Source organism: Biostraticola tofi (genome assembly GCF_004343195.1).
Lineage (GTDB): Bacteria > Pseudomonadota > Gammaproteobacteria > Enterobacterales > Enterobacteriaceae > Biostraticola > Biostraticola tofi.
Genome location: NZ_SMCR01000001.1, coordinates 373153 through 397458 on the forward strand (window position 1 = coordinate 373153; position 24306 = coordinate 397458).

Genomic DNA, 24306 nt, shown 5'->3' on the forward strand with positions numbered 1-24306 from the left:
CCAGGGCATACCCAGGCTGACGCGACGTGGGGAACATAATGACAAAGGCGTCCTATTGGACGCCTTTGTCGTCTGACCGCGTTATGCATCAAGCCCGCAGGGGCCTGAATTTCATTGAGCGGCTGTGGCAGGTTTGGCCACTTTGCTCAGGGCCTTGGACAAGTCCAGCGCAATGTTGACTGCTTCATCGAGGTAGGCATCCGGCTCATGGAAATCCTTGGGAATGGCATCCAGCGTTTTTACCGGTTTCTTACCTGCTCGGGTTAAGCGCTCATTGGTACGCTTGAGCCGGACGGCGTCATCTTCGTGACTTTCCTTTTCCCGCTGCGCCAGGTTAAGCGTGACCGTATTGCGCTTATCTTTCAAGGCATGGTAACGGGCAATATCCTCAGCGATATACTGAAACTCGGGATCCTTGGCAATACGCGCATTATAAGCATTCAGCAGCGAAGCCGAGAAAGGTTTCAAATCACCGCTCTTGATAAAGGTGGCCGCATTGATACTGTCCCAGGGCAGCGCGTTATCTTCGAACTTCTCGCCGGTTTCGATGGTTTCATTGCCGGTAGGCATAATGATGTCAGGTACTACGCCTTTGCGCTGGGTACTGCCCCCATTGACCCGGTAGAACTTCTGAATGGTGTACTGGATAGATCCTAGCGCCGGCCATTCGGGACGCAGCATCTGATCATATATCCGGTTGAGCGACCGATACTGCTGCACCGTGCCTTTGCCGAATGTCGGTTCCCCTACTATCAGCGCCCGGCCATAGTCCTGCATGGCGGCGGCGAATATTTCAGATGCCGAGGCGCTGAACCTATCGACCAGTACCACCAGCGGGCCTTTATAGTAAACGATGCCGTCTGTATCGCTGTCTTCACGGATTTTACCGTTGTTGTCCCTTACCTGCACGACCGGGCCAGAAGGAATAAACAGGCCGGACAGGGAGACCGCTTCGGTCAGTGCGCCGCCGCCGTTGGAGCGCAAATCAATCACTACGCTTGTCACGTTTTGCTTCTCCAGCTTCTGCAGCTGGATTTTGACATCGTCCGTCAAGCCGACGTAGAAACCCGGAATATCGAGGACACCGACTTTCTGCTGACCCACGTTCTTGACCGTCAATTTGACCGCCCGGTCTTCCAGGCGAATACGTTCACGGGTAACGGTAACGATACGGGTTTTGGTGCCCTTGCCAGCCGGCAGGATCTCAAGTCGGACCTTGCTGCCTTTAGGGCCTTTGATTTGCGAAACCACATCATCCAGACGCCAGCCGATAACATCCACCATCGGTTTTCCTGCCTGGCCGATACCGACCACCCGGTCTCCAACGCTGATGTTTTTGGTTTTAGCCGCCGGACCGCCGGGAACCAAAGAATTGATGACGGTATAATCGTCGTCCATCTGCAATACCGCGCCAATGCCTTCAAGAGACAGACTCATCTCGGTGTTGAATTGTTCGGTGTTGCGGGGGGAAAGATAATTGGTGTGGGGATCTATCTCATGAGCGAAAGCATTCATGATGAGCTGAAAAACGTCTTCGCTGTTGCTCTGCGCCAGGCGCCTAATGGCGAACTGATAGCGCTTAGTCAGGATCTCGCGTATCTCTTTTTCGTCTTTGCCGGTCAGTTTGAGGTTGAGTTCATCATACTTGACCTTGGCATCCCACAGCGTGTCGAGTTCAGCTTTACTTTGTGGCCAGGGGGCCTTGCTGCGATCCAGTTCAATCTGTTCATTGCCGGTAAAATCCATCGGCTTGTCCACCAGCGTAAGCGCATATGCCAAACGCTCGAAGCGTCTTTTCTGCGCCAGATTGTAAAGCGCAAACGGCACCTCCAGCTTGCCGCTTTTCAACTCGTCATCCAGCTGGTTTTTTTTAGCCGCGAACTGCGCGATATCCTGGGCCAGCAGAACATTATGGCTGTAATCCAGCATATTAAGATAACGGTCAAATATCTTGGCCGAGAATTGATCGTCTAAATCGAACTGGCGATAATGTGAGCGGTTAAAACGCGCTGTTACACGCTCACTGACCGTTTCCTGTTGAGCTTCCTGCCTGAGCGGGGGGATTTGATCGGCACGCGTAATTTTATCATTCGCAGCCGCCACTCCCGTCAATAGAATCCCTGCAACGACGGTTACTTTGACAAAATTGTTCATGCCCTGGTAGGCCTCCGTATCAGAACTGCAGATGTTCTGCGCGTACTATCAAAGCCATGCCGGAGGAGAGTTGCACACGCACTCCTTCCTTGGCTATTTCCATTACCGTCGCTTCCATGGGATCTTTACCCACTTTCACTTTGATAGCCTGACCAATGTGCAGGGCGGAGATATCGGTTACCGGTACCTGTGGAGCAGGAGCCGGTTTTTTCACCGCCGGGGCGGATGAAGGCGCTTGAGGATGACGCTCGGTTTTCGCGCGGTTGGCGGGGCGCGGTTTGCGAGCAGCGGGGGCAGCGCCTGTACGCGGGCGCGCCTGAGCATCTTCGCCTGACTTGGCCGGACGCCGCGCTGCCGGAGCGGCTTCGCCGTTCTCGCGTTTCTTGGCCTGCTGGGCGGCACGCTGCTGCTGTACACGGGCTTTGGCTTCTTCAAGCTGTTTGCGCGCATGTTCTACATGCTGAGCTTCCAGTTCACCACAGGGATTGCCGTCAAGATCGACACGTTGAGCACCGAGCTTGATACCGTACAGATAACGCCAGCTGGATGTGTAGAGGCGCAGTGCAGAACGCAGTTGCGTTTTGCTCAGATTATCTTCCCCTTGAACCCGCTCGACGAGGTCCTGAAATATGCCAATCTTCAATGGCCTGGCTTCACCTTCAGCGGTAAAGCAAAGCGGAAAACGTTCCGCCAGAAAGGCAATGACTTCTTTATTACTGTTCAACTTGGGTTGATTTTCCATGAAATTTCCTGATTACAACGGGTTTGCCAACCAGCGCAGGCATGAACAGGCGTCATTATAATGACGCCATCGGTAAATGCCACGATATCCGTATATCAATATGAAGTATTATTGATAAATCTTCGTATATCCGTTTTTGCCAACTGCAGGCAAAGCCGTTCCACCAAGGCGTGAAGCCCTTCTTCGTCTTCCTTACCGAAGCAGCTATAAATTGTGCTGTCTATATCCAGCACACCAATTACGCGTCCATCCAGGGTGATCGGCAGAACGATTTCCGCATTGCTGCTGGCGTCACAGGCGATATGACCAGGGAATGCATGGACATCGTCCACCCGCACTATCCGGTTTTCAGCAACCGCCGTACCGCATACCCCTTTTCCTACAGGAATGCGCACGCACGCCACTCTCCCCTGAAAAGGACCGAGCACCAGTATATCATCGTCAAGCAGATAAAATCCCGCCCAGTTAACACCCTCCATCCGCTCAAACAGCAACGCGCTAAAATTTGCCATCGCAGCGATAAAGTGCGTCTCGCCATCGATAAGCGCCGACACATCCTGTAATAACTCGGCATAAAATTCTTTTTTATTCATATAAAAACCATTAAATGAGCTAATCTCTCTGATAGTAGCCGGTGACTACCTTTATAAAATAAGCAATAAATGCCCATGGTCACAAGATCAATCCGTAATCACTTCACAAATACCCCTCCCCCGGGTATGTTTGCGCCTCCAGCTACAGCCTGTCGTTCTGGACGCACCCGTTCGTTAAGCTGCAGCGGGAATATCATCATAGCGGGTATATGGGTTCATACTTACGGAATATGAAAATACAGCATCTTCAACCCGCCTTTCCTGTGGCGCGCCATCAGCGTTGCTCGCAGTGCGATGCCTTGTTTGTCATCCCGCAGCTGCATGCCAATCAGGATGCCTTATGCCCGCGCTGTAAAGCCAAAGTCAGTGGCGGGCGGGAGTGGTCGATAACGCGTCTGGCGGCCATTGCGGTCACCATGCTGGTACTGATGCCGTTTGCCTTTACCGAATCTCTGATCAATATTCGCCTGCTGGGAACACCGATCTCCGCCAGCCTGCTGCAGGGTATTTGGCAGATGGCTCGGCAAGGGGACGCCATTACCGCCAGCATGGTGGCTTTCTGTACCGTCGGCGCCCCCGCGACCCTGGTCGGTTCGCTGTTGTATCTGTATTTCGGCCAGCGCATTGGGCTCAATCTGCGGCCGGTCCTGCATTTGCTTGACCGGCTCAAAGAGTGGGTGATGCTGGATATCTATCTCATTGGTATGGGCGTGGCGGCGATCAAGGTGTCTGATTATGCCAGCCTCAGCACCGGCCTTGCGCTACCGGCCTATGTAGCATTGACCCTGTTGAGCTTGATTACTCTGATTCATCTCAATGTGGAGCAGCTGTGGGAGCACTTTTACCCACAACCGATAACCTCGCCCCAACCGCATGATCCGGCGGTGCTCAGGGTCTGTCTGGCCTGTAATTTCACCGGCATGCAAGATGAGCGCGGGCGCTGTCGACGTTGTCATGTGCCGCTGCGCACCCGCCGACGCCACAGCCTGCAGAAATCCTGGGCAGCGCTGCTCGCCGCCATCGTTATGCTGGTACCGGCCAATGTACTGCCGATTTCCATTATTTACGTCAATGGCGCACGCACCGATGACACTATCCTTTCCGGCATAGCCTCCCTGGCCTCAAGTAACGTACCGGTGGCGGCTATTGTTTTTATTGCCAGTATTCTGGTGCCGGTGATTAAAATCCTGGTGCTGCTGGGGCTTTTGGTTTCAATACACTTCAAGCTGCGCCACGGACTGAAAACCCGTATTCGCCTGCTTCGTTTCGTTATCTGGATTGGACGTTGGTCGATGCTCGACCTGTTCGTTATTTCCATCACCATGTCTCTGGTTGATCGTGACCAGCTGCTGGCCTTTACTATGGGACCTGCTGCTTTCTATTTCGGCAGCGCCGTAATTTTGACAATTCTTGCTGTCGGTTGGTTAGACAGCCGATTGATATGGGATGCACATGCCGCAAACGCCGACTACGCCGACTGAAACTGCTGAAGTCAAAATCAAGCGCCGGATATCGCCTTTCTGGCTGTTACCGCTGATTGCGCTGATGATCGCCGGCTGGCTGGTCTACAGCACGATTCAAGAGCGCGGATCAACTGTCACCATCGATTTTGCCTCGGCCGATGGAATTGTCGCCGGCAGAACGCCGGTGCGCTATCAAGGGGTAGAAGTCGGTACGGTCCAGCACCTCAAGCTCAGTGATGATCTGCGCAGCATCAAGGTTGAAGTCAGCATCAAGCGCGATATGCGCGATGCCCTTCGCTCCGGTACCCAATTCTGGCTAGTGACGCCGAAAGCCTCTTTAGCCGGCATCTCGGGCTTGGATGCCCTGGTCGGGGGCAATTATATCGGCATGATGCCCGGCAAAGGCGAGGAAGAGAGTCATTTTACCGCTCTGGATACTCAACCAAAATTCCGGTTGAATACCGGTGAATTGCTGATTCATCTGCACGCTGAAAACCTGGGATCGCTCAGCAGCGGTTCGCTGGTGTATTACCGTAAGCTGCCGGTTGGTAAAGTATATGACTATGACATCGCCCGCGATAAAAATGGCGTCACTATCGATGTGTTGATCGATAGACGTTTTACCGACCTGGTGAAGGCCGACAGCCGGTTCTGGAATGTCTCCGGTCTCAAGGCAGACGTCAGTCTGCAAGGGGCCAAAGTGCAAATGGAAAGCGTGGCGGCGCTGGTCAATGGCGCTATAGCCTTCGACTCGCCGGATGACAGTCCCCAGGCCAAGTCGGAACAGCATTATGCGCTTTATCCAGACCTGGCCCACAGTCAGCGGGGGGTAGTGATTACCCTTGACCTGCCTGATGGGCAGGATCTGCGTGAAGGTCAGACACCGCTTATCTATCAGGGACTCGACGTGGGCACGCTGACCAAACTGACGCTTGGCCCGAATAAACGCGTTATCGGAGAGCTGACGCTGAATCCTTCGGTAGCGGATTTAATGGTCAGCGGTACCCGCATTGAGATGAATACGCCGCATCTGTCGTTAAATAACGCCAGCGTCACCCGTCTGCTGGGTGGTACCTACCTGGAGCTTATTCCCGGCAGCGGCGATCCCCAGCAGCGCTTTACCGTGCTGCAAAGTCATCAGAAACTGCTGCAGGATCCCGGCGCCAAAACCGTCACTCTGACGGCCCCGCAAACCTATGGTATCGACAGCGGTCAGCCGCTGACGCTGCTGGGGATTGAAGTCGGCAAAGTGGTGAGCCGCAAGCTCTCGGACCGGGGGGTGGAATTTGTGGTGGCGTTCGAGCCTGATTATGTCGGGCTGCTGCATAAAGATACCCGCTTTATCGTCAACAGTCGGGTAGATGTGAAATTCGGCCTGGACGGGGTCAGGGTCTTAGGCACCAGCGCCCAGGAATGGTTGGATGGCGGGATTGAAGTGGTGCCCGGCGGCAAAGGCGAGCCGGGGGAACGCTATCCTTTATACGGCAACCGGGAGATGGCCGATCAGGGCATCCAGGGTGATAAACCGGCAGCCACGCTTAAGCTGACGGCCGAGAGCCTGCCGGATATTCAGACCGGCTCTATTGTGCTCTATCGAAAATTTCAGGTGGGTGAAATCATTGACGTGCGGCCGACCCGCGGGTCTTTTGATGTCGATGTCTACATCCAGCCCCAGTATCGTAAGCTACTGACCCCTCAAAGCGTGTTCTGGGCCGAAGGCGGCGCAAAGGTATCAATCAATTCTGGTGGCCTATCGGTACAGGCTTCTCCTCTGGGACGCGCCCTGAAAGGCGCAATCAGTTTTGATAATCTGGATGGCGTGTCGATTAAAACCTCCGCCGAGCGCAAGCTCTACGCCACTGAGAATGCGGCTAAAGCGGTCGGAAGCCAGATTGTGCTGCGCACATATGATGCCAGTAAGCTGTCGCCAGGAATGCCAATCCGCTATCTGGGTATTGATATCGGCCAGATTGAAACCATGAAGCTTTCGAAGGAAAACAGTCAGGTGCTGGCTCAGGGTGTTCTTTATCCCGAATACGTCGATACTTTCGCCCGCGCCGGTACGCATTTTTCGGTGGTCACGCCGGAGATTTCCGCCGCCGGCGTTAATCATCTCGAGACGCTGCTGCAGCCCTATATTAATGTCGAGCCGGGTAACGGGAAAACTAGCCGCAATTTTGAACTGCAAGAGGCAACGATAACCGATTCCCGTTATCTGAACGGCCTCAATATCGTGGTCGATACTCCAGAAGCCGGTTCGCTGCAGGTTGGCACCCCGGTGCTTTATCGCGGTATCGAAGTGGGTACGGTAACCGGAATGGCTTTAGGTGCCATGGCAGACCGGGTCTACGTGTCACTGCGGGTCAGTACCCAGTATCAACATTTGGTACGTAACAACTCGGTGTTCTGGCTGGCCTCCGGTTATGATCTTAAATTCGGCCTGACCGGCGGTTCAGTCAAGAGCGGCACCTTCCAGCAATTCATCCGCGGCGGTATCGCATTTGCTACCCCACCCACTACGCCATTGGCGCCGCGCGCCACCGCCGGTAAACATTTCTTGCTAAATCAGGACGAGGTCAAAGATTGGCAGCAATGGGGAACCGCTGTTCCCAGGAACTGATGAAGGGTGACATCCCGGCCGGGTGATGTGACCGGTAGAGACATACCGGCCGGATCAGGTTGATTTAACGTCATGCTAAATCAGCAATGAATGAAAAATGCGAAAGCAGCGTAGGGCTACGCATTTTTAGCAATTCCTCTGCGATTGACTATGCTTTAAGAGACATTTGCCTGCAGGGCTCCATTCAGACTCTTTTTGTGAGGTTAATCTATGACGACAACCACGGTCCAGATAGGAAGTTTCTCGGTAAATGATGCCGAATTATCAAATGCTCCCGGCCAGAGCAACCAGAATCTGATCAGCATCCCCTGTGGATCCGATCCGGATCTGTGCAAGCAGCTAGATGGCTGGGATGACAATACCAGCGTACCCGCTTTTCTTGACGGCAAAGAGCATTTGCTGTTCAAACAGCATTACGATAAATCTGCCGATGCCTGGATCTTGCGTCTCGAATAATCTTTCAGGTCCGTTACTCAGGTAGCGGACGCTTTAACGACTCGCAGTTATACTGCGGCCTAGCATAACCCACTGTTTTTTAACTGCTTTATTTTCCCTCTTTCCGCTTTAAGTTGATTTATCGGCATAAACACCTATCATTATCTGAAGAGTTCAATTTGGTTTTCAAAGGGCGAAGATCCGGTCTTTTATCCGTTCCCCGTCGTTGATACAGGGTGGTGAACCCGATAGTCGATAAAGGATTGAGTATGTATGCACTGGTTTTGTTTATTTGCTACCTGGGCCAGGATTGCGATGACTTATTGATTGATGCATATCGCACTGAGGATGCCTGCCTGGCGTCGATGAAAGAACAGCGACTGCGTCATGCCGGTTGCTATCCTATCGAAGACTTTATCGACGGGCTTTGGCGGCCGGCCCAGGACTACGCTGATTTTTAATGCCGGTAATGCCTGCCAAGGCATGCAGGCTGTTTTGATAAGGACTGGATAACATGATACAGACCCGCGAAGAATTGGATAAGGTCAGGGCCGAATGCCGGAGAATGGTCACGCGCCGCGCCGGGCTTTCGGCCGGTGCCGCCGTTATTCCGATACCGGGCCTGGATATCGGTGCCGATGTTTCCCTACTGCTGGCGCTGCTGCCATCGATTAATGAAAAATTCGGCCTGACGCCCGAACAGATAAACCGGTTGCACCCGAACCGTAAAAAGTACACTTTTGTGGCGATCACCGGCGTCGGCAGCAGGCTTATCGGCAAAACCATCACGCGTGAGCTGGTGACCCTGGTGCTAAAAAAGGTCGGGGTAAAGGTCGCTACCAAGTCGGTCGCCAAATATGTGCCGTTTATCGGTCAGGCTGCTGCTGCCGGCTTAAGTTTCAGCGCCATGAGGATCCTGGGCAATGCCCATATCGAGGACTGCTATAAGGTGGTTGAGCAAGTACTGGCCGATACGGAATTGCCTACCGGAGGCCATGCGGCATAACGTGCTGGTTATGGCTACCAATAGCACTACGCTGTTGAAGTACTTTTGTTTCCTTCGAATGAAAACCGTATTTATAAACCTCGAATGAGCCTGTACTTGGCACATGAAGAGATAATAGGTTGTTAATTGCTTTAATCAACTGATCCTTAACTTTCATCTTATTAAAACCTGACTACCTACCACATTTTTAATCTCATCCGATATTACCAACCACGACCGACCTCATGTGGTGCCTTATCGCCACGAGCACCAATGGCGCGGTAGTCCGCTTAGCAGGCATCCAATAACAAAGGGGGCAAAAAAAAGACCGAATACGATTCCTATATTCGGTCCAGGGAAATGGCTCCTGGGAGAGAGCCGTGCGCTAAAAGTTGGCATTTTTTGCAGGCTGGATAAGCCTTACATGACTAAGAATAGAATAAAGGCACGAAACTTCCACCGTTGACGCAGCATACCTGACCCATAACGGTAACTTATTGCTCACTATGTGATAACAACCACAGTTCAGCAGTTATCCCAATGCCGCTGGCGGCCATACTGCGTCCTAGTCTCAGTGAAAACCCCTGCTATTTCCCCTTCCGGCTCAGCCAGTGTCCATTCCCGGTTACATTAATCACACGCCACCGCTATTTGGCATCACATAGCCGTTCTGCGCGCGCCACAAAGGGATCCAAACTCATTTTATGCCCCGGGTTGGCCGGATCGTCCAGCAATATGACCGATATGGGTTGGGCCTTGACCTGCCCTGATTCCATCTGCCGGGTGGCCTTTTCGTTCAGGGGATACTGAACCAGCGTGCTGATATTGAGCGCATACAGCGAACGATCGGCCCGGCATAGCAGCTGAATCTCTTCTTTGGCAAAGGCCCATTGTTTACCGAACTGAAAGCGGCTTACGGTCACAATCTGAGCAGCGCTGGCGGCCTGGGTGGCGGCCAATGCCAGCATAAGCAGAACAAGGTGTTTTTTCATAAATAGCCTATCGGTAGATTAATGTGGATCGGGTAAATCAAACCGGCTCCAGCATGGCAAAAACACTCACCAACAACAGCACCAGGCTGGCCAGCCCAATTTCACCAACGGTAAATCTTATCAGCAGTCGTAACGCCCTAGTCTCGTCCCGGCCCATCGCCGGCACCAGTAGATAACGGTTGCTAATGGCCAGCACCAGCATCAATAGCACCAGCAGCGTTTTGGCGATAAGCAGGCTCTGATACCAGGATGACCCAACCGTTGGCCATTGACCCAGGATAAACGCGTTATTGATAATGCCGGTTAGAATAACCAACGCTACCGCCACATGGCCGCTTTGGGAATAGCGAACCAGAGCTTGCATTGCCAGGGGACGTTCAGCGCCCGTCAGCAGCCGCATACAGTAAGCCAGAGGTAGCAGGCCCCCTACCCACCAAGCGGCGGATAACAGGTGGACCATATGATTAATCCGCTGAATGATGCCGGGTAATCCGCTGTTGATAGCCGCGTGTCCGACCAGCCCGAGGGTCAGCAGCAGGCAGCCCACGGCCATCAATTGGCTGCGATGTCTTAAACCCGGCGTCGTGAGCAGATAAGCTGCCGCCACTGCCATCAGCGCTAAAGCACTATGCCAAAGCCATATCTGACCGAAGGCGGTGCGCATCACCGCCAGCCAGATCGGCGGACGCAGCGTATCTGACCAGCCCTCGCCCATTTGCCCGGCCTGAAGACAGAGCATAAGCAATGCCGTGACCAAAGTTGCCCAGGCAAGTAACAGCACAGCGCGGTGGAAAACAAGGCGCAGAGAACAACGTAAGCCTGCGGGGGCCAGGTATTCGCTGAACAGCAATAAACCAAACAGTTGGATAATCGCTGCAAAATGAACAAAGCGGCAGGCCGCATACAGTGCTGCCAAATCATTCATTTACTTAACGCTGAAGCTATAGTCGCCTTGGGTTTTATGACCATCCACGGACAATACATGCCATTTAACCTGGTAACTACCTGAAGTCAGTGGTTTTTCGAGAGGGACAATAATTTGCAACCCATTGGCCGGATCACGTTTGATTGGACCGGTTGCAACAGCAGTATTATCAGGCCCCGTCAGGGTCAAGCCGCTGAATTCAGTTTCGATTTTTTCGCTGAAAGTCAGCGTCAAGGCTTGAGGAGCGGCAGTCATTTGTGCCGAGGCCGCCGGATACTGGGATTTGAGGTGAGCGTGGGCCAGAGCCGATGGGGCTACCATTGCCGACATCGCCACCATGGCCGTGGCGATAACCTGAGATGCGATGCGTTGAACAGACATCATGGTCAATTCCTTGATGAGGTCAGGACATGTCGGCGCACGGTGCCGACGCTAAGCAGTCCGTTAAGCCAGCAATCAAAGAGGGGAATGATAAGGGTAAGGAACCGTCTTTTGCTGCGCACGGCAAATCGGATGCAGGCAGATGATAGCGATTCAGCGGAGTGAAGTCGAGCGGCCCCCGCCATGGCGACAGGGGCAAAGGATGACCAGGCGGTGGTCACCGGAGGTTGATAAATGCTCAGACCGGAGACGGGGCCGGATTATCCCCATTCATTTTCTTCAGATCCTGATCGATAAAGAACAGGCCGCTGCTGTCGGTATCGACCAGAGACAATTTATCAAGGATGGATTTGAACAGTTTTTCTTCTTCGTGCTGCTCTGCGACATACCATTGCAGAAAATTGAAGGTTGAATAGTCCTGCAGAGTAAAGGCGGCATGTGCCAGCTCGTTAATTTTCTGCGTAATCATCTGTTCGTGCTCATACGTCTGCTTGAACACTTCTGCCAGTGAGGCAAAACCTACCGGCGGCGCTGCAATAGTGCCTAGTACGGGCATAGTGCCGGTGTCATTCAGATAGTCAAACAAACGGCGCATATGGTCCATTTCTTCCTGCGACTGACTTTTGAGAAAGGCCGACGCTCCTTCGAATCCTTTGTCACTACACCAGGCGCTCATCTGAAGATAAAGATTGGCGGAAAAAAATTCCAGATTCAATTGTTCATTCAGCTTTAAAGCCATTTCTTGTTTTAACATAGCATAAGTCCCGAAAAGAGGTGTTGGCGATACGTTATATAGCATTATGCATACAAATTAGAGATAAATAAAACACTATATTGCTCTCAATCAATGTTTTAATTTTAGTTTATAAATATCAACGAGATATAATAAGATTAAATCGATTCGGTTCTTTATGGAATATTTTTCACAGCGTAGTACTGATAGAGATTCTTATTTAGATTTACGTTTTATCGAAGCCGTTATTAATTATGCCGACTATTTAAAATGTAAAAGTAAAAGCAAATACAAACCATTCCTATTATAAGTACTGGCTGATCGCGCGACTATTGCCTTTTTTGGAGGGGTGCATTACTTTAGCCCGGTTGATGGATGATGAGGTATCGGAGGCATTATGGGTTTCAATCTGGCACTGCTTGATAAACAGGCAATGGACAAAATCAATGTTGATTTGGCGGCTTCTGGCGTGGCGTTCAAGGAACGCTACAACATGCCGGTCGTGCCTGAACTGGTGGAGCGTGAACAACCCGATGCATTGCGCGATTATTTTCGTGAACGGGTAGCTTTTTATCGCCAGGCATCGCTGAATTTTTCTCGCCTGCCTTTCGAGCCCAAAAAATAACTTAATCCAGGCTGCCCGCTATCTAACCTGTTATCCGTTCAAATAAGCTATAGCTAAAACAGCACGATTTGATTTGCTTATTCCTCGCAACAGGCAGTTAATCATCTGTACATTCCAGTTAAGTCTAGAGAGGCAAATGATGAGTAAGGGAATGGATCGTAAGAAAGACGCAAAGAAAAAACCGCTGAAAAGCCCGGAAGAAAAACGCGCTGACAAGCGCGCCAGGAAACCCCAGCCTGATATTGTGTAAGGCTAACCGATGAAACCCGCACCCGTTGCGGGTTTTTTGTTTTATCCCCATAGCTGCTATCCTGTATGCCTTATTGGCCTTTACAGGACATACCATGACTTTTCGCGTCATTGATACCGAGACCTGCGGACTTGAGGGCGGTGTGGTAGAAGTCGCCTCCGTAGACCTTATCGGCAACGACATCGTTAATCCCATGAGCGATCTGGTTTGTCCTGATCGCCCTATCAGTTATGAAGCCATGGCCATCCATCACATTACTGAGGAGATGGTCGAAGACAGGCCGAGGATTGCCCGGGTGATTGGACGTTATCACGGCAGCCCTTGGTATGTGGCGCATAATGCGGCCTTTGATCGACGGATGCTGCCGGAAATGCACGGGGAATGGATCTGTACCGTCAAGCTCGCACGACGGCTTTATCCAGGCATCAAATACAGTAATCAATATCTACGCTACGCATTGAATTTGCAGGTCAGCACACCCGAAGGATTATATCCGCACCGGGCGCTGTATGACTGCTATGTCACCGCCGCATTGCTAAAAAAAATCATCAGCGACTCAGGCTGGAGCGGGACTGAGATGGCGGCTATCAGCAACGAGGCCACGCTTCTGACCACGCTTAAGTTCGGTAAATATCGCGGACAGTCCTTTGAGCGCATCGCCCGTGATGACCCCGCCTATCTGCAGTGGATGCTGAATAACCTGAAAGATCTGTCATCCGACATGCGCCACAGCATCAGGCATTATCTGAACCTGTCCGCGTAACCGGCGGGCGCCGCCTAAGCGCCCTTCACCCCGTCATCAGGGGTTTTCACCGGCCAGGGAAAGCAGAAAGGTATATTCCATGGAAACGCCTTCATATCCCTTGAAACGGCCTGACTTACCGCCATGGCCCGCATCCATATCGGTGCACAGCAGCAGCAGGTTGTCGTTGGTTTTGCTGGCGCGCAGTCGAGCCACCCATTTGGCAGGCTCCCAATACTGTACCTGGGAATCATGCAAGCCAGTGGTGACCAGCAGGTGAGGATAGGCCTGGGCGGTGACCTGATCATAAGGGCTGTATTGTTTGATATAGTGGTAATAATCCTTGTGGTTGGGATTACCCCACTCTTCATATTCCCCCGTGGTCAGCGGGATCGACTCATCAAGCATGGTCGTCACCACATCAACAAAGGGCACCTGTGCCACCACCGCTTTAAACAGACCAGGTTCCATATTGATCACCGCGCCCATTAACAGTCCACCGGCACTGCCGCCCATGGCGAAGGTACGGTCAGCAGCGCCATAGCCCTTGCTGAGCAAATCATGGGTGACATCAATAAAATCATGAAAGGTGTGAAGTTTATTAAACAGTTTGCCGTCTTCATACCATTGCTGGCCTAATTCACCGCCACCGCGAATGTGGGCCAGTGCAAAAACAAAGCCCCGATCAAGCAGGCTGAGGCGGCTGGCGCTGAAGTCAGGATCTATGCTGCTACCATAAGAACCATAACCGTATACCAGCAGTGGATTGTGTCCTGGCCGGTAGAGGTCTTTGCGATATACCAACGAAACCGGCACTTCCGCCCCATCTCGGGCAGTGACCCAGACCCGTTCACTGCGGTAATCCGCAGCATTGAAATGACCGATCCTGGACTGCTTGAGCAATACACGCTCGCCGGTGTCCAGGTTGAGTTCGAACAGCGTGGTCGGCGTAGTCATGGAAGAATAACCGTAACGCACCAGTTCAGTATTGGGATCCGGGTTGTAGGCGAGCCAGGTGACATAGGCCGGGTCATCGAAGGCGATACCCTTTTCAACGCCGGTCTGCCAATGAATCTGCCTGATGCTGGTCAGGCCCAGATGCCGCTCTTCCAGCACCAGCCAATCGCGAAATAAAGTAAAACTTTCCAGTACCACATCATCTCGCGCGGGGATCAGCGCCTGCCACTTGGTTTCATCGGCAACCGGACTGCTGTAAAGCGCAAAATTGATTCCATCGCGGTTGGAACGCAGATAGAACGTATCGCGATAATGGTCCAGTGAATATTCATGGTCATGGCGCCTGGCCAGGAATAACTGCGGACTGGCGTTGGGATCATCCGCATCCAGCAGCAAGATCTCACCGGAGGTGCTGCTGCCCAAGGCAATAATAAGGTAGCGCTCGGAGGTGGTTTTATGCACGCTGACGTAAAAAGTATCGTCCCGCTCTTCATACACCAACTGATCATCCTCAGGCGGCGTACCGACGATATGGCGATAGACCTGATAAGGCAGCAGGGTTTTCTTATGCTTGCGCACGTAGTAAAGAGTACGTGAATCGTTAGCCCATTCAAAACCGGATGAGGCGTTTTCAATCACCTCCGGATACCACGAATCCCTGGAGAGATCCTTGAAACGGATGCCGTACAAACGACGGGACAGGAAGTCCTCCGCCACCGCCATTATGCCGTTATCTGGGCTCAGCTCCAGTGCGCCCATGGTATAAAATTCGCTCTGGGCTGCGCGCTTATTACCGTCAAGCAGTATTTCCCATTCGCCGTCCTCTTCACGCTCTGCCGGCTGGCGGGTGTAGATGGCGTACTCGTTGCCTTCCTCATAGCGACTCTGGTAGCGATAGCCTTTGCGCACATAGGGCACTGAACGGTCCTGGGGAGGTATTCGGTCGACCATCTCAGTGAACAGGGCATGACGCAATTCTTCGTGGTCAGCCATCATGGCCTCGCCATAGGTATTTTCGTCAGCCAGGTAGTTGATCACTGCCGGATCTTCACGGGAGTCATCTCGCAGCCAGTAGTATTCGTCTATGCGGGTTTCGCCATGCGCAGACAGCGGATGGGGACGTTTTTCAGCAATCGGTGGAAATATCATACGCTCTGTTCCTTATCAACTCACCGAAACAGAGTGGCACGAATATGCAGGGTTGCCAAGCGGAGCGGGGATTGTGCGGCCCGCAAATGCCCGATATCTTGGTCTGCGGGCCGCTTAATTTATTGGTTCAGGGAATAGGTAATTTCACCCTTCTGACAATCCAGGGTAACGCCGTAATTTCTGTCGGCGGTTTGACCACGAATATGCAGTATGGCTTGCCAGACATCGCCAATCCCGGTTATTTCTTCAGGGTTGATAGAGGTGATGATATTGGCGCCGCCGAGCGCGGTTTTATCTTCGTCAGAACGCTGGAAACGGTTCTGGGTGTAATCCTGCTTGATAAGTTCCGCTACTTGAGGCGCATTCAGATCCGGGCATGCCGCCACTTTAGAGGTTTTCGGCAACGGGGCTTTGGTGTTTTTTACCGCCGTCTTGGCTGTGCCCTTTTCCTTGCCGCCTGCTGACTGAGCGGGTTTGGCGGGAGCCCCCTTGCCTTCAGCTTGAGCCGGTTGAGCGGACGTGCTGTTGCCATCGGTCTGCGAGGACTTGACTGGCGACTGAGCCGGTTTAGGCTGGGTGCCGCCCCCTTCAGTCTGAGCCGGTTTAGGCTGGCTGCCGCCCCCTTCAGTCTGAGCAGGTTTGGCTGGGGCGTCAGCTTTATCCTTAGCTGGCGAAGTTTTGCCGGCGTCGCTGTTATTCTGCCCCGCCGGCGTTTGAGTCTGACGATTATCTGCAGTGCCGGCTGGAGCTTGCTCCTGATCATTGTCAGAGGGAACTAGCGCGGTCGAGGACTGACCGGTAGCGGACTGGGCGGCATGGGTTGCCGTTCCGTCGGCGGCATTCACCGCCGTGGATAACAATAAACCCGCCATCATGGCGCCTAAAAGACCGGTTCCTGTTTGTTGCATAGATCCTCCTGTTAGTCATTTTTGTCCGTTTTACCGGATATTAGATGATCATAGCCGCATAAAAATTCCCTGCCTGCTCGAAATAATTTAACTCAGGTAAATAACAGCGATGTTTAGCTCGCCACGGCGCCGGTAGCGGCAAGTTTGTCGGCATTCACTCGGCTAGCCATCCAGATGCACACGCAAACGTTTTCGTTTATACTGCGCGCACTATTCACAGGTCAGGTACAGGCAGATGGTAACCATAGGAACAGCGTTGCGCGTCAGCGCGACAAAAGTCATGTTGTTGGGGTCGGGTGAGTTAGGTAAGGAAGTGGCCATTGAGTGTCAGCGCCTGGGTGTTGAGGTGATTGCGGTTGACCGCTATGCCGATGCGCCGGCAATGCATGTAGCCCACCGTTCGCATGTGATCAATATGCTGGATGGTCAGGCGCTTAAAGCGGTTATCGAATTGGAAAACCCCGATTTTATCGTGCCTGAAATCGAAGCCATAGCCACCGATATGCTGGTAATGCTGGAGCAGCTTGGACACCATGTGGTCCCCTGCGCCCAGGCGACCCGCCTGACCATGAACCGTGAGGGGATTCGCCGTTTAGCGGCGGAAACTCTGGCGCTGCCCACCTCAAGCTACCGTTTTGCCGAAGATCGGGCCGGTTTCGAACAGGCGGTAAACCACATTGGCTTCCCGTTTATCATTAAGCCGGTAATGAGTTCCTCGGGCAAGGGGCAGAGCCTGGTGCGTGACGCCGCCGGGCTGGATACCGCCTGGGATTACGCCCAGCAAGGCGGCCGCGCCGGCGGCGGTAAAGTTATCGTTGAGGGGCTGGTCAGCTTTGACTTTGAAATCACTCTGCTGACCATCAGCGCCGTCGATGGCATGCATTTTTGTGAACCCATAGGTCATCGCCAGGAAGACGGCGATTACCGCGAGTCCTGGCAGCCGCAGCACATGAGTCCATTGGCCCTGCAGCGGGCGCGCGACATTGCCGAGAAGGTGGTCAGTGCCTTGGGTGGCTGGGGACTGTTTGGTGTAGAGCTATTTGTGTGTGGCGATGAGGTTATCTTCAGTGAGGTATCCCCTCGCCCCCATGACACCGGCATGGTGACGCTCATTTCCCAGGATCTGTCGGAATTCGCCCTGCATGTTCGCGCCTTTCTCGGCCTGCCGGTTGGCGGCATCCGCCAGTTCGGTCCATCGGCCTCAGCAGTGATTCTGCCGGAACTCGAAAGTGATAATGTTCAGTTCTCAGGTTTGGAAGATGCACTGATCGCCAATACCCAGCTTCGCCTGTTCGGCAAGCCCTCGATAAGCGGCACGCGGCGGCTGGGTGTGGCCCTGGCCACAGCTGATAGCATAGATCACGCGGTTGAGCAGGCTAAGCGCAGTGCGCGCGCCATCAACGTTACAGGCTGACATCGCATTAGCCGGCAAGTAAAAAGGCCCCAATGGGGCCTTTATTCATCGGATAAGGCTGAATATCAGCGCTTAGCGCCGGCAACCGCTTCTTTAGCCAGTTCGGTAATGCGCGCATAATCGCCTTTTTCCAACGCATCAGCCGGCACCAGCCAGGAACCGCCGATGCACAGCACGCTTTTCAGCGCCAGGTAATCACGGTAGTTGCTCAACGAAATGCCACCGGTCGGGCAGAACCTGACCTGAGAGAACGGACCGGCAATCGCCTGCAGGGCTTTAACGCCGCCGTTAGCCTCGGCCGGGAAAAATTTGAACTCTCGCAGGCCATGATCCATGCCCAGCATCAATTCAGACACGGTGCTGATACCTGGAATAAGCGGTATGGTGCCTTCCGTTGCTGCTTTGAGCAGCGGCTCGGTCAGGCCCGGGCTGATGGCGAACTGCGCGCCGGCGGCAGTCACTTCGGCCAGTTGCTGCGGATTGATAACGGTACCGGCACCAATAATAGCTTCAGGCACTTCCTTAGCGATGGCGCGAATGGCATCCATCGCGCATTCGGTACGCAGAGTCACTTCCAGTACTCTCACGCCGCCGGCCACCAGAGCCTTGGCCAGGGGTACTGCAGTTTCCAGTTTGTTGATAACGATAACCGGTACGACCGGACCCGATGTCAGGATGGTTTCCGCGCTAGTTTTCCAGTTGTTCATTGCTTACTGTCTCCTGTCTTGCCCTACAGGCAAGGATAATGAAATGGCAGATCCGCCAGGGATCCGATAGAGGGCGTCAGACTGTACTGCCGCACCTGTGGCCATGTTTAAGTCTACGGGGCGCGTGTCATAGGACATGCGCGGTAAAACGCGCTGAAACCCTCGCTGTCATCCCGGCTGACGCCCGTTATTCGAACTCGTTCCAGGAACGGCCGTCGCGGGTTATCATCGCCACAGAGGCTATTGGCCCCCAGGTGCCCGCCTGATAAGGCTTAGGCGCGTCATTGTCGCTTTCCCAGGCTTCCATGATGGAGTCTACCCATTTCCAGGCTTCTTCAACTTCATCACGACGAACGAACAGCGCCTGGATACCGCGCATGGTTTCCAGCAGCAGACGCTCATAGGCGTCCGCCAGATGTTCCTGGTTAAAGGTTTCAGTAAAGCTCAAATCAAGCTTGGTGGTCTGCAAGCGATGTTTATGATCAAGACCGGGCACTTTATTGAGGATTTCAATATCCATGCCTTCATCCGGCTGCAGGCGAATGGTCAGCTTGTTCTGAGGCAGTTCCTGATAAGAATCGCGGAACAGGTTCATTGCCGGATTCTTGAAATACACCACCACTTCGGAACATTTAGACGGCAGGCGTTTACCGGTACGCAGGTAGAATGGCACGCCAGCCCAGCGCCAGTTGTCGATATCGACCCGGATGGCCACAAAGGTTTCAGTACGGCTGGCTTTGTTGGCCCCTTCTTCATCCAGGTAGCCCGGGACTTTTTTGCCCTGCACGAAGCCACCGGTGTACTGGCCGCGCACGGTGGTTTCACGGACATTACTGTGATTGATCGGCCGAAGAGAGCGCAGCACTTTCACTTTTTCATCGCGGATCCGATCGGTGGTCAAATCGGAAGGCGGCGACATAGCGATCATGGTCAATATCTGCAGCAGATGACTTTGGATCATGTCACGCATCTGGCCGGCTTTGTCAAAATATCCCCAGCGGCCTTCGATACCCACTTCCTCGGCTACGGTTATCTGCACATGATCAATGGTGCGGTTATCCCAATTGGTGGCGAACAGGGAGTTGGCGAAGCGCAACGCCAGCAGGTTGAGCACGGTCTCTTTGCCCAGGTAGTGGTCAATGCGATACACCTGGCTCTCATCGAAGTATTCAGCGACCTGGTTGTTGATCACTCGGGAAGATTCAAGATCGGTGCCCAGCGGCTTTTCCATGACCACACGGCTGGGATCTTTATTCAGGCCAGCCTCACCCAGCCCTTTGCAAATAGCGCCAAAGGTATTTGGCGGCATGGCAAAATAGTTCACCGTTGCCCGGGATTTCTGATCCAGTTTTTCAGCAAGTTTGGAGAAATTCTTGGTTTCGTTGACATCCAGATTACAAAAATCGAAGCGACCGCTCAGCGCCTTCCACAACGTTTCATCGATCTTTTCTTTCATAAAGGTTTCGAGCGCTTCACGCACCACTTTGGTATAGGCTTTTACATCCCAGTCTGCGCGACCCACGCCGATGATCCGGGTTTCCGGGTGGATAGAACCGGCCTTTTCCAACTGATAGAGCGAAGGCAACAGCTTCCTTCTCGCCAGATCGCCTTTTGCGCCGAATATGACCAGATCACAGGCCTGGGCTATGGATGTTACCGCCATGTCTTTCTCCTCATGCAGGATGATTGTAATTTTATTACATTTAAAATGTACTTTTTTGACACCATCCGATATGTGATCAGAAAAACCGCTGTTCATTCCACTTCAACGTCTAATGAGAACTGTGAAGGAGAGGGAATATGTAATTTATTGACATTATTGTCCTTCAATTACAACTTTGAAAATTAGACACAGGTCATGTTCTGGTAAAAAACCTGATCCCTGTCGCGGTTTAACTGCCTTTGCATACCGGCTCGTAGTATATTTCATTAAATCGGTAATGGTTTCACCTTTATGTGAAATCGGCAAATTCCATGAGCTATTCATCTATGAACATGCTGGAAAAAATCACTACCCACCTTGAATTGCTCAGCAAGTCCGAGCGTAAAGTCGCAGAAGTCATCCTGCTGTCGCCACAGACCGCTATTCACGCCAGTATCGCCATATTGGCGCGAACCGCAGACGTCAGCGAACCCACAGTAAACAGGTTCTGCCGCCGGCTTGGCACCAAAGGATACCCTGACTTCAAACTCCATCTGGCCCAGAGTTTGGCGAATGGTACACCCTATGTAAACCGTAATGTCGATGAAAATGACAGTGTTGATTCATATACGCACAAAATATTCGAATCGACCATGGCGAGCCTTGAGCATGTCAAGGCCAGCCTGGATATAGCCGCCATCAACCGGGCGGTTGATTTGCTGACGCAAGCGAAAAAAATATCTTTCTTCGGCCTGGGCGCTTCCGCAGCGGTGGCCCATGATGCCATGAACAAATTCTTTCGCTTCAACATTCCCATCGTCTATTCGGAAGACATTGTGCTGCAGCGGATGAGCTGTATGAACTCAACTGAAGGTGACGTGGTGGTATTGATATCCCATACCGGCCGAACCAAGATGCTGGTCGACCTGGCGCAATTGGCCAGAGAAAACGATGCCACGGTCATTGCCATCACCTCGGAAGCTTCGCCACTGGCGCGCGAAGCCTCGCTGACTCTGGCGCTGGATGTGCCTGAGGATACCGATGTCTTTATGCCGATGATCTCGCGCATTGCGCAGTTGACCCTGGTCGATGTGCTGGCAACCGGTTTTACCCTGCGCAGAGGGGCAAAATTTAGAGATAACTTGAAGCGGGTCAAGGAAGCGTTGAAAGAATCGCGCTTTGATAAAACTAATTCATCGATATCCAGAATCGATTAATACCGTATTATACGAGCATAACCTCTCCTGAAGGACGCGGACCATCCAATCCGCCAGCGCCAGTTCAGAGATGAGGACGCAGTGTACAGAGCATTATCGGGTGCCGAAGGTCATTGACTATCGACTGACGCCGATTTCAGGCATATCCGATGTTTCGCAACGCCAATAATATCCAAGTCAACGGAGTTATCGATGTCCAGACGGCTAAGAAGAACCAAGATAGTGACGACCCTCGGCCCAGCAACCGATCGCGATAATAATCTGGAAAAGGTTATTGCCGCCGGTGCCAACGTCGTTCGCCTCAACTTTTCCCACGGCACCGCCGAAGATCACCAGATAAGAGCCAACAAAGTGCGTGAAATAGCCGCCAGGCTGGGTCGGCATGTGGCTATCCTTGGCGATCTGCAGGGTCCTAAAATACGCGTTTCAACCTTTAGGGAAGGCAAGATATTTTTAAGCGTGGGCGATAAGTTCGTCCTGGATGCCGACCTGGCTAAAGGCGAAGGCAACAGCGAACGGGTCGGCATCGACTATAAAGGCCTGCCGGGTGATGTGGTGTCGGGTGATATCCTGCTGCTGGATGATGGCCGGGTACAGTTGAAGGTGCTGCAGGTTGAGGGCATGAGCGTGTTCACCGAAGTAACGGTCGGTGGTCCATTATCCAATAATAAAGGGATCAACAAATTGGGCGGTGGCCTTTCGGCCCAGGCCCTGACCGAGAAAGACAAGGCTGATATTATTACCGCCGCAAAGATTGGCGTTGATTACCTGGCGGTATCCTTCCCGCGCACCGGCGAAGATCTGAATCTGGCCCGCCGATTGGCGCGCGATGCCGGCTGTAACGCAAAGATCGTCTCCAAGGTCGAGCGTGCGGAAGCGGTAGCCACCGACGAGGCGATGGACGATATTATCCTGGCCTCGGACGTCGTCATGGTTGCTCGTGGCGATTTGGGGGTCGAAATCGGCGATCCGGAACTGGTCGGCATCCAGAAAAAACTGATTCGCCGGGCGCGTCAGCTTAATCGTTCAGTGATTACCGCTACCCAGATGATGGAATCGATGATCACCAATCCGATGCCGACCCGGGCCGAGGTGATGGATGTGGCCAATGCGGTACTGGATGGCACCGATGCAGTGATGCTGTCTGCTGAAACCGCCGCCGGCCAGTATCCGGCAGAGACCGTGGCCGCCATGGCCCGCGTCTGTCTTGGGGCAGAAAAAATTCCCAGCATTAATGTGTCCAAGCACCGTCTCGACGCCCAATTCGATAACATCGAAGAGGCCATTGCCATGTCCACCATGTACGCGGCCAATCACCTCAAGGGCGTAAGCGCGATCATTTCGATGACCGAATCCGGACGCACCGCACTTATCATGTCGCGTATCAGCTCCGGACTGCCAATCTTTGCCCTGTCGCGTCATGAGCACACGCTGAACCTGACCGCGTTATATCGCGGGGTTACGCCGGTATATTTCGACAGTAATGGTGATGGCGTGGAGGCGGCGACCTATGCCGCCAATCTGCTGCGCGACAAAGGTTACCTGATGTCTGGAGACCTGGTTATTATCACGCAAGGTGATGTGATGAGTATGGTCGGCACCACCAATACCAGCCGCATCCTGCGGGTAGAGTAAGCCAATCCCGGCCCTGCGGCGCCCGTAAGGGCGCACAGGGCTTAATCCCTCTCTGCCGGTTCAGATATCCTTGCGCTTATAAGGCTGGATTTCACCGGGTTTGCGGGTTTTCAGCAGTTTCAAAATCCAGGTGTATTGCTCAGGATTCGGCCCCACCAGCTTTTCCACTTCCTCGTTCATCCGACGCGCCACCTGCGCACTGTCGGCCTCGGCCAGATCGTCCATTGATGGCAGCACGTTGATTGTTAAACGGCCGGTTTTGGCATTGTAGACCGGAAATAGCGGTACTACGGTGGCGCGGCAGATTTTCATCATCCGGCCGATAGCGGGCAGCGTTGCTTTGTAAGTGGCGAAGAACTCCACAAACTCACTGTGCTCAGGACCGTGGTCCTGATCGGGCAGATAATAGCCGCAGTAGCCCTGACGCACTGAGCTGATAAATGATTTTATGCCGTTTTCACGGGAATGGAGCCGGCCGCCGTAGCGTCGCCGGGCGCGATTCCAGAAATAATCCACCAAATCATTGCGTTGATGATGGAAAAAGGCCGCCAGCTGGTAGCCACGTGAGGCCAGCAGCATCGCCGGCACATCAACCGCCCAGCCATGGGGCACCAGGAAGATGATTTTTTTCTGTTCTGCCAGCAGCTGATTGAGCTGCTGGTCACCGTTCCAATCAATGCGGCCTTCAACTTTATGCGGATCGCGGCAGGCCAGCTCGGCCATCAGCGCAATGGATTGCGGCGCACAGGCGAACATGTCGTCAATGATTTTTTCACGCTGCCGGCGAGACAAGGCGGGCATGCAATAGAGCAGGTTGATCCTGGCGCGGCGGCGGGCGCCGGTGGCAAATTTACCGACCAGACGGCCCAGGCCGCCGAGGACCGGATCCCGAAGGCGCGGCGGCACATAGGCAAATCCGGCCAGCAATCCCAGACCACACCAGGCGCCCCAATAACGGGGGTGATAAAACGTTTTTTTAAATACCGGTATAAATTCAGTTTGGCTGTTGTTTTGTTCCATGCCACTCTCTGTGCTGT

22 protein-coding genes are annotated in these 24306 nt (G+C 53.1%); 10 read left to right on the top strand and 12 right to left on the bottom strand.

Features of this window, described 5'->3' with window-relative positions; all coding sequences use genetic code 11:
- Window positions 1-111: 111 nt before the first annotated feature.
- The 3 genes from prc to EDC52_RS01700 form a co-directional block, all read right to left on the bottom strand.
- Window positions 112-2154: a carboxy terminal-processing peptidase gene (gene prc / locus EDC52_RS01690; RefSeq protein ID WP_131863526.1), complete on the bottom strand. Its 2043-nt coding sequence runs from the start codon at window positions 2152-2154 to the stop codon at window positions 112-114.
- A 19-nt stretch (window positions 2155-2173) separates the two neighbouring features.
- On the bottom strand, window positions 2174-2896 hold the full coding sequence (gene proQ / locus EDC52_RS01695; protein ID WP_131863527.1) for an RNA chaperone ProQ: 723 nt from the start codon (window positions 2894-2896) through the stop codon (window positions 2174-2176).
- A 95-nt stretch (window positions 2897-2991) separates the two neighbouring features.
- Entirely contained in the window at window positions 2992-3489 is a 498-nt protein-coding gene (locus tag EDC52_RS01700) for a GAF domain-containing protein (RefSeq protein ID WP_131863528.1), read from the bottom strand.
- A 230-nt stretch (window positions 3490-3719) separates the two neighbouring features.
- Between EDC52_RS01700 and yebS the strand changes: the two genes are divergently transcribed.
- The 5 genes from yebS (at window position 3720) to EDC52_RS01725 (ending at window position 9013) form a co-directional block, all read left to right on the top strand.
- Window positions 3720-4970 carry a membrane integrity lipid transport subunit YebS gene (yebS, locus tag EDC52_RS01705; protein ID WP_131863529.1) on the top strand — a complete coding sequence of 417 codons (1251 nt, stop codon included), beginning with the start codon at window positions 3720-3722 and terminating at the stop codon, window positions 4968-4970.
- The gene (locus EDC52_RS01710) at window positions 4942-7572 is read left to right on the top strand and encodes a PqiB family protein (protein ID WP_165911635.1); all 2631 of its coding nucleotides are present in this window, start codon (window positions 4942-4944) and stop codon (window positions 7570-7572) included. The genes yebS and EDC52_RS01710 overlap by 29 nt, the downstream gene beginning before the upstream one ends.
- A gap of 210 nt (window positions 7573-7782) precedes the next feature.
- Complete coding sequence (locus tag EDC52_RS01715; RefSeq protein WP_131863531.1) at window positions 7783-8028, top strand: DUF1480 family protein; 246 nt, start codon at window positions 7783-7785, stop codon at window positions 8026-8028.
- Between the two features lie 248 nt (window positions 8029-8276).
- On the top strand, window positions 8277-8468 hold the full coding sequence (locus EDC52_RS01720) for a YdfD/YebW family protein (protein ID WP_131863532.1): 192 nt from the start codon (window positions 8277-8279) through the stop codon (window positions 8466-8468).
- Window positions 8469-8521: 53 nt separating this feature from the next.
- A complete protein-coding gene (locus EDC52_RS01725) occupies window positions 8522-9013 on the top strand; it encodes a hypothetical protein (RefSeq protein ID WP_131863533.1) in 492 nt (163 codons plus the stop codon).
- Window positions 9014-9639: 626 nt separating this feature from the next.
- On the opposite strand, the gene EDC52_RS01735 is transcribed toward EDC52_RS01725, so the two are convergent.
- The 4 genes from EDC52_RS01735 to ftnA form a co-directional block, all read right to left on the bottom strand.
- Window positions 9640-9984 carry a YebY family protein gene (locus EDC52_RS01735; protein ID WP_131863535.1) on the bottom strand — a complete coding sequence of 115 codons (345 nt, stop codon included), beginning with the start codon at window positions 9982-9984 and terminating at the stop codon, window positions 9640-9642.
- A 37-nt stretch (window positions 9985-10021) separates the two neighbouring features.
- Window positions 10022-10909 carry a copper homeostasis membrane protein CopD gene (gene copD / locus EDC52_RS01740; protein WP_131863536.1) on the bottom strand — a complete coding sequence of 296 codons (888 nt, stop codon included), beginning with the start codon at window positions 10907-10909 and terminating at the stop codon, window positions 10022-10024.
- On the bottom strand, window positions 10910-11290 hold the full coding sequence (gene yobA / locus EDC52_RS01745; RefSeq protein WP_131864075.1) for a CopC domain-containing protein YobA: 381 nt from the start codon (window positions 11288-11290) through the stop codon (window positions 10910-10912).
- A 238-nt stretch (window positions 11291-11528) separates the two neighbouring features.
- Window positions 11529-12044, bottom strand: a complete 516-nt coding sequence (ftnA, locus tag EDC52_RS01750; protein ID WP_131863537.1) for a non-heme ferritin — start codon at window positions 12042-12044, stop codon at window positions 11529-11531.
- A 376-nt stretch (window positions 12045-12420) separates the two neighbouring features.
- On the opposite strand from ftnA, the gene EDC52_RS01755 reads away from it, so the two are divergent.
- Together EDC52_RS01755 and exoX are read left to right on the top strand one after the other, a co-directional pair.
- Window positions 12421-12648, top strand: coding sequence for a DNA polymerase III subunit theta (locus tag EDC52_RS01755; RefSeq protein ID WP_131863538.1), 228 nt, complete (start codon window positions 12421-12423; stop codon window positions 12646-12648).
- 344 nt (window positions 12649-12992) lie between these two features.
- On the top strand, window positions 12993-13661 hold the full coding sequence (gene exoX / locus EDC52_RS01760; RefSeq protein ID WP_131863539.1) for an exodeoxyribonuclease X: 669 nt from the start codon (window positions 12993-12995) through the stop codon (window positions 13659-13661).
- A 36-nt stretch (window positions 13662-13697) separates the two neighbouring features.
- Here exoX and EDC52_RS01765 read toward each other — a convergent pair whose 3' ends face one another.
- Both EDC52_RS01765 and EDC52_RS01770 read right to left on the bottom strand, forming a co-directional pair.
- Window positions 13698-15746: a S9 family peptidase gene (locus tag EDC52_RS01765; protein ID WP_131863540.1), complete on the bottom strand. Its 2049-nt coding sequence runs from the start codon at window positions 15744-15746 to the stop codon at window positions 13698-13700.
- A gap of 119 nt (window positions 15747-15865) precedes the next feature.
- Entirely contained in the window at window positions 15866-16654 is a 789-nt protein-coding gene (locus tag EDC52_RS01770; RefSeq protein WP_131863541.1) for a YebF family protein, read from the bottom strand.
- A 235-nt stretch (window positions 16655-16889) separates the two neighbouring features.
- On the opposite strand from EDC52_RS01770, the gene purT reads away from it, so the two are divergent.
- Window positions 16890-18068: a formate-dependent phosphoribosylglycinamide formyltransferase gene (purT, locus tag EDC52_RS01775; RefSeq protein WP_131863542.1), complete on the top strand. Its 1179-nt coding sequence runs from the start codon at window positions 16890-16892 to the stop codon at window positions 18066-18068.
- A 65-nt stretch (window positions 18069-18133) separates the two neighbouring features.
- Here the strand turns inward: purT and EDC52_RS01780 are convergent, their stop codons facing one another.
- Window positions 18134-18775, bottom strand: coding sequence for a bifunctional 4-hydroxy-2-oxoglutarate aldolase/2-dehydro-3-deoxy-phosphogluconate aldolase (locus EDC52_RS01780; protein WP_131863543.1), 642 nt, complete (start codon window positions 18773-18775; stop codon window positions 18134-18136).
- 187 nt (window positions 18776-18962) lie between these two features.
- On the bottom strand, window positions 18963-20438 hold the full coding sequence (gene zwf, locus EDC52_RS01785) for a glucose-6-phosphate dehydrogenase (RefSeq protein WP_131863544.1): 1476 nt from the start codon (window positions 20436-20438) through the stop codon (window positions 18963-18965).
- Window positions 20439-20764: 326 nt separating this feature from the next.
- Here zwf and EDC52_RS01790 point away from each other — a divergent pair, with 326 nt between their 5' ends.
- Window positions 20765-21634 carry a MurR/RpiR family transcriptional regulator gene (locus EDC52_RS01790; protein ID WP_131864076.1) on the top strand — a complete coding sequence of 290 codons (870 nt, stop codon included), beginning with the start codon at window positions 20765-20767 and terminating at the stop codon, window positions 21632-21634.
- A 192-nt stretch (window positions 21635-21826) separates the two neighbouring features.
- On the top strand, window positions 21827-23269 hold the full coding sequence (pyk, locus tag EDC52_RS01795; protein ID WP_131863545.1) for a pyruvate kinase: 1443 nt from the start codon (window positions 21827-21829) through the stop codon (window positions 23267-23269).
- A gap of 60 nt (window positions 23270-23329) precedes the next feature.
- On the opposite strand, the gene lpxM is transcribed toward pyk, so the two are convergent.
- The gene (lpxM, locus tag EDC52_RS01800; protein WP_131863546.1) at window positions 23330-24289 is read right to left on the bottom strand and encodes a lauroyl-Kdo(2)-lipid IV(A) myristoyltransferase; all 960 of its coding nucleotides are present in this window, start codon (window positions 24287-24289) and stop codon (window positions 23330-23332) included.
- Window positions 24290-24306 lie beyond the last annotated feature (17 nt).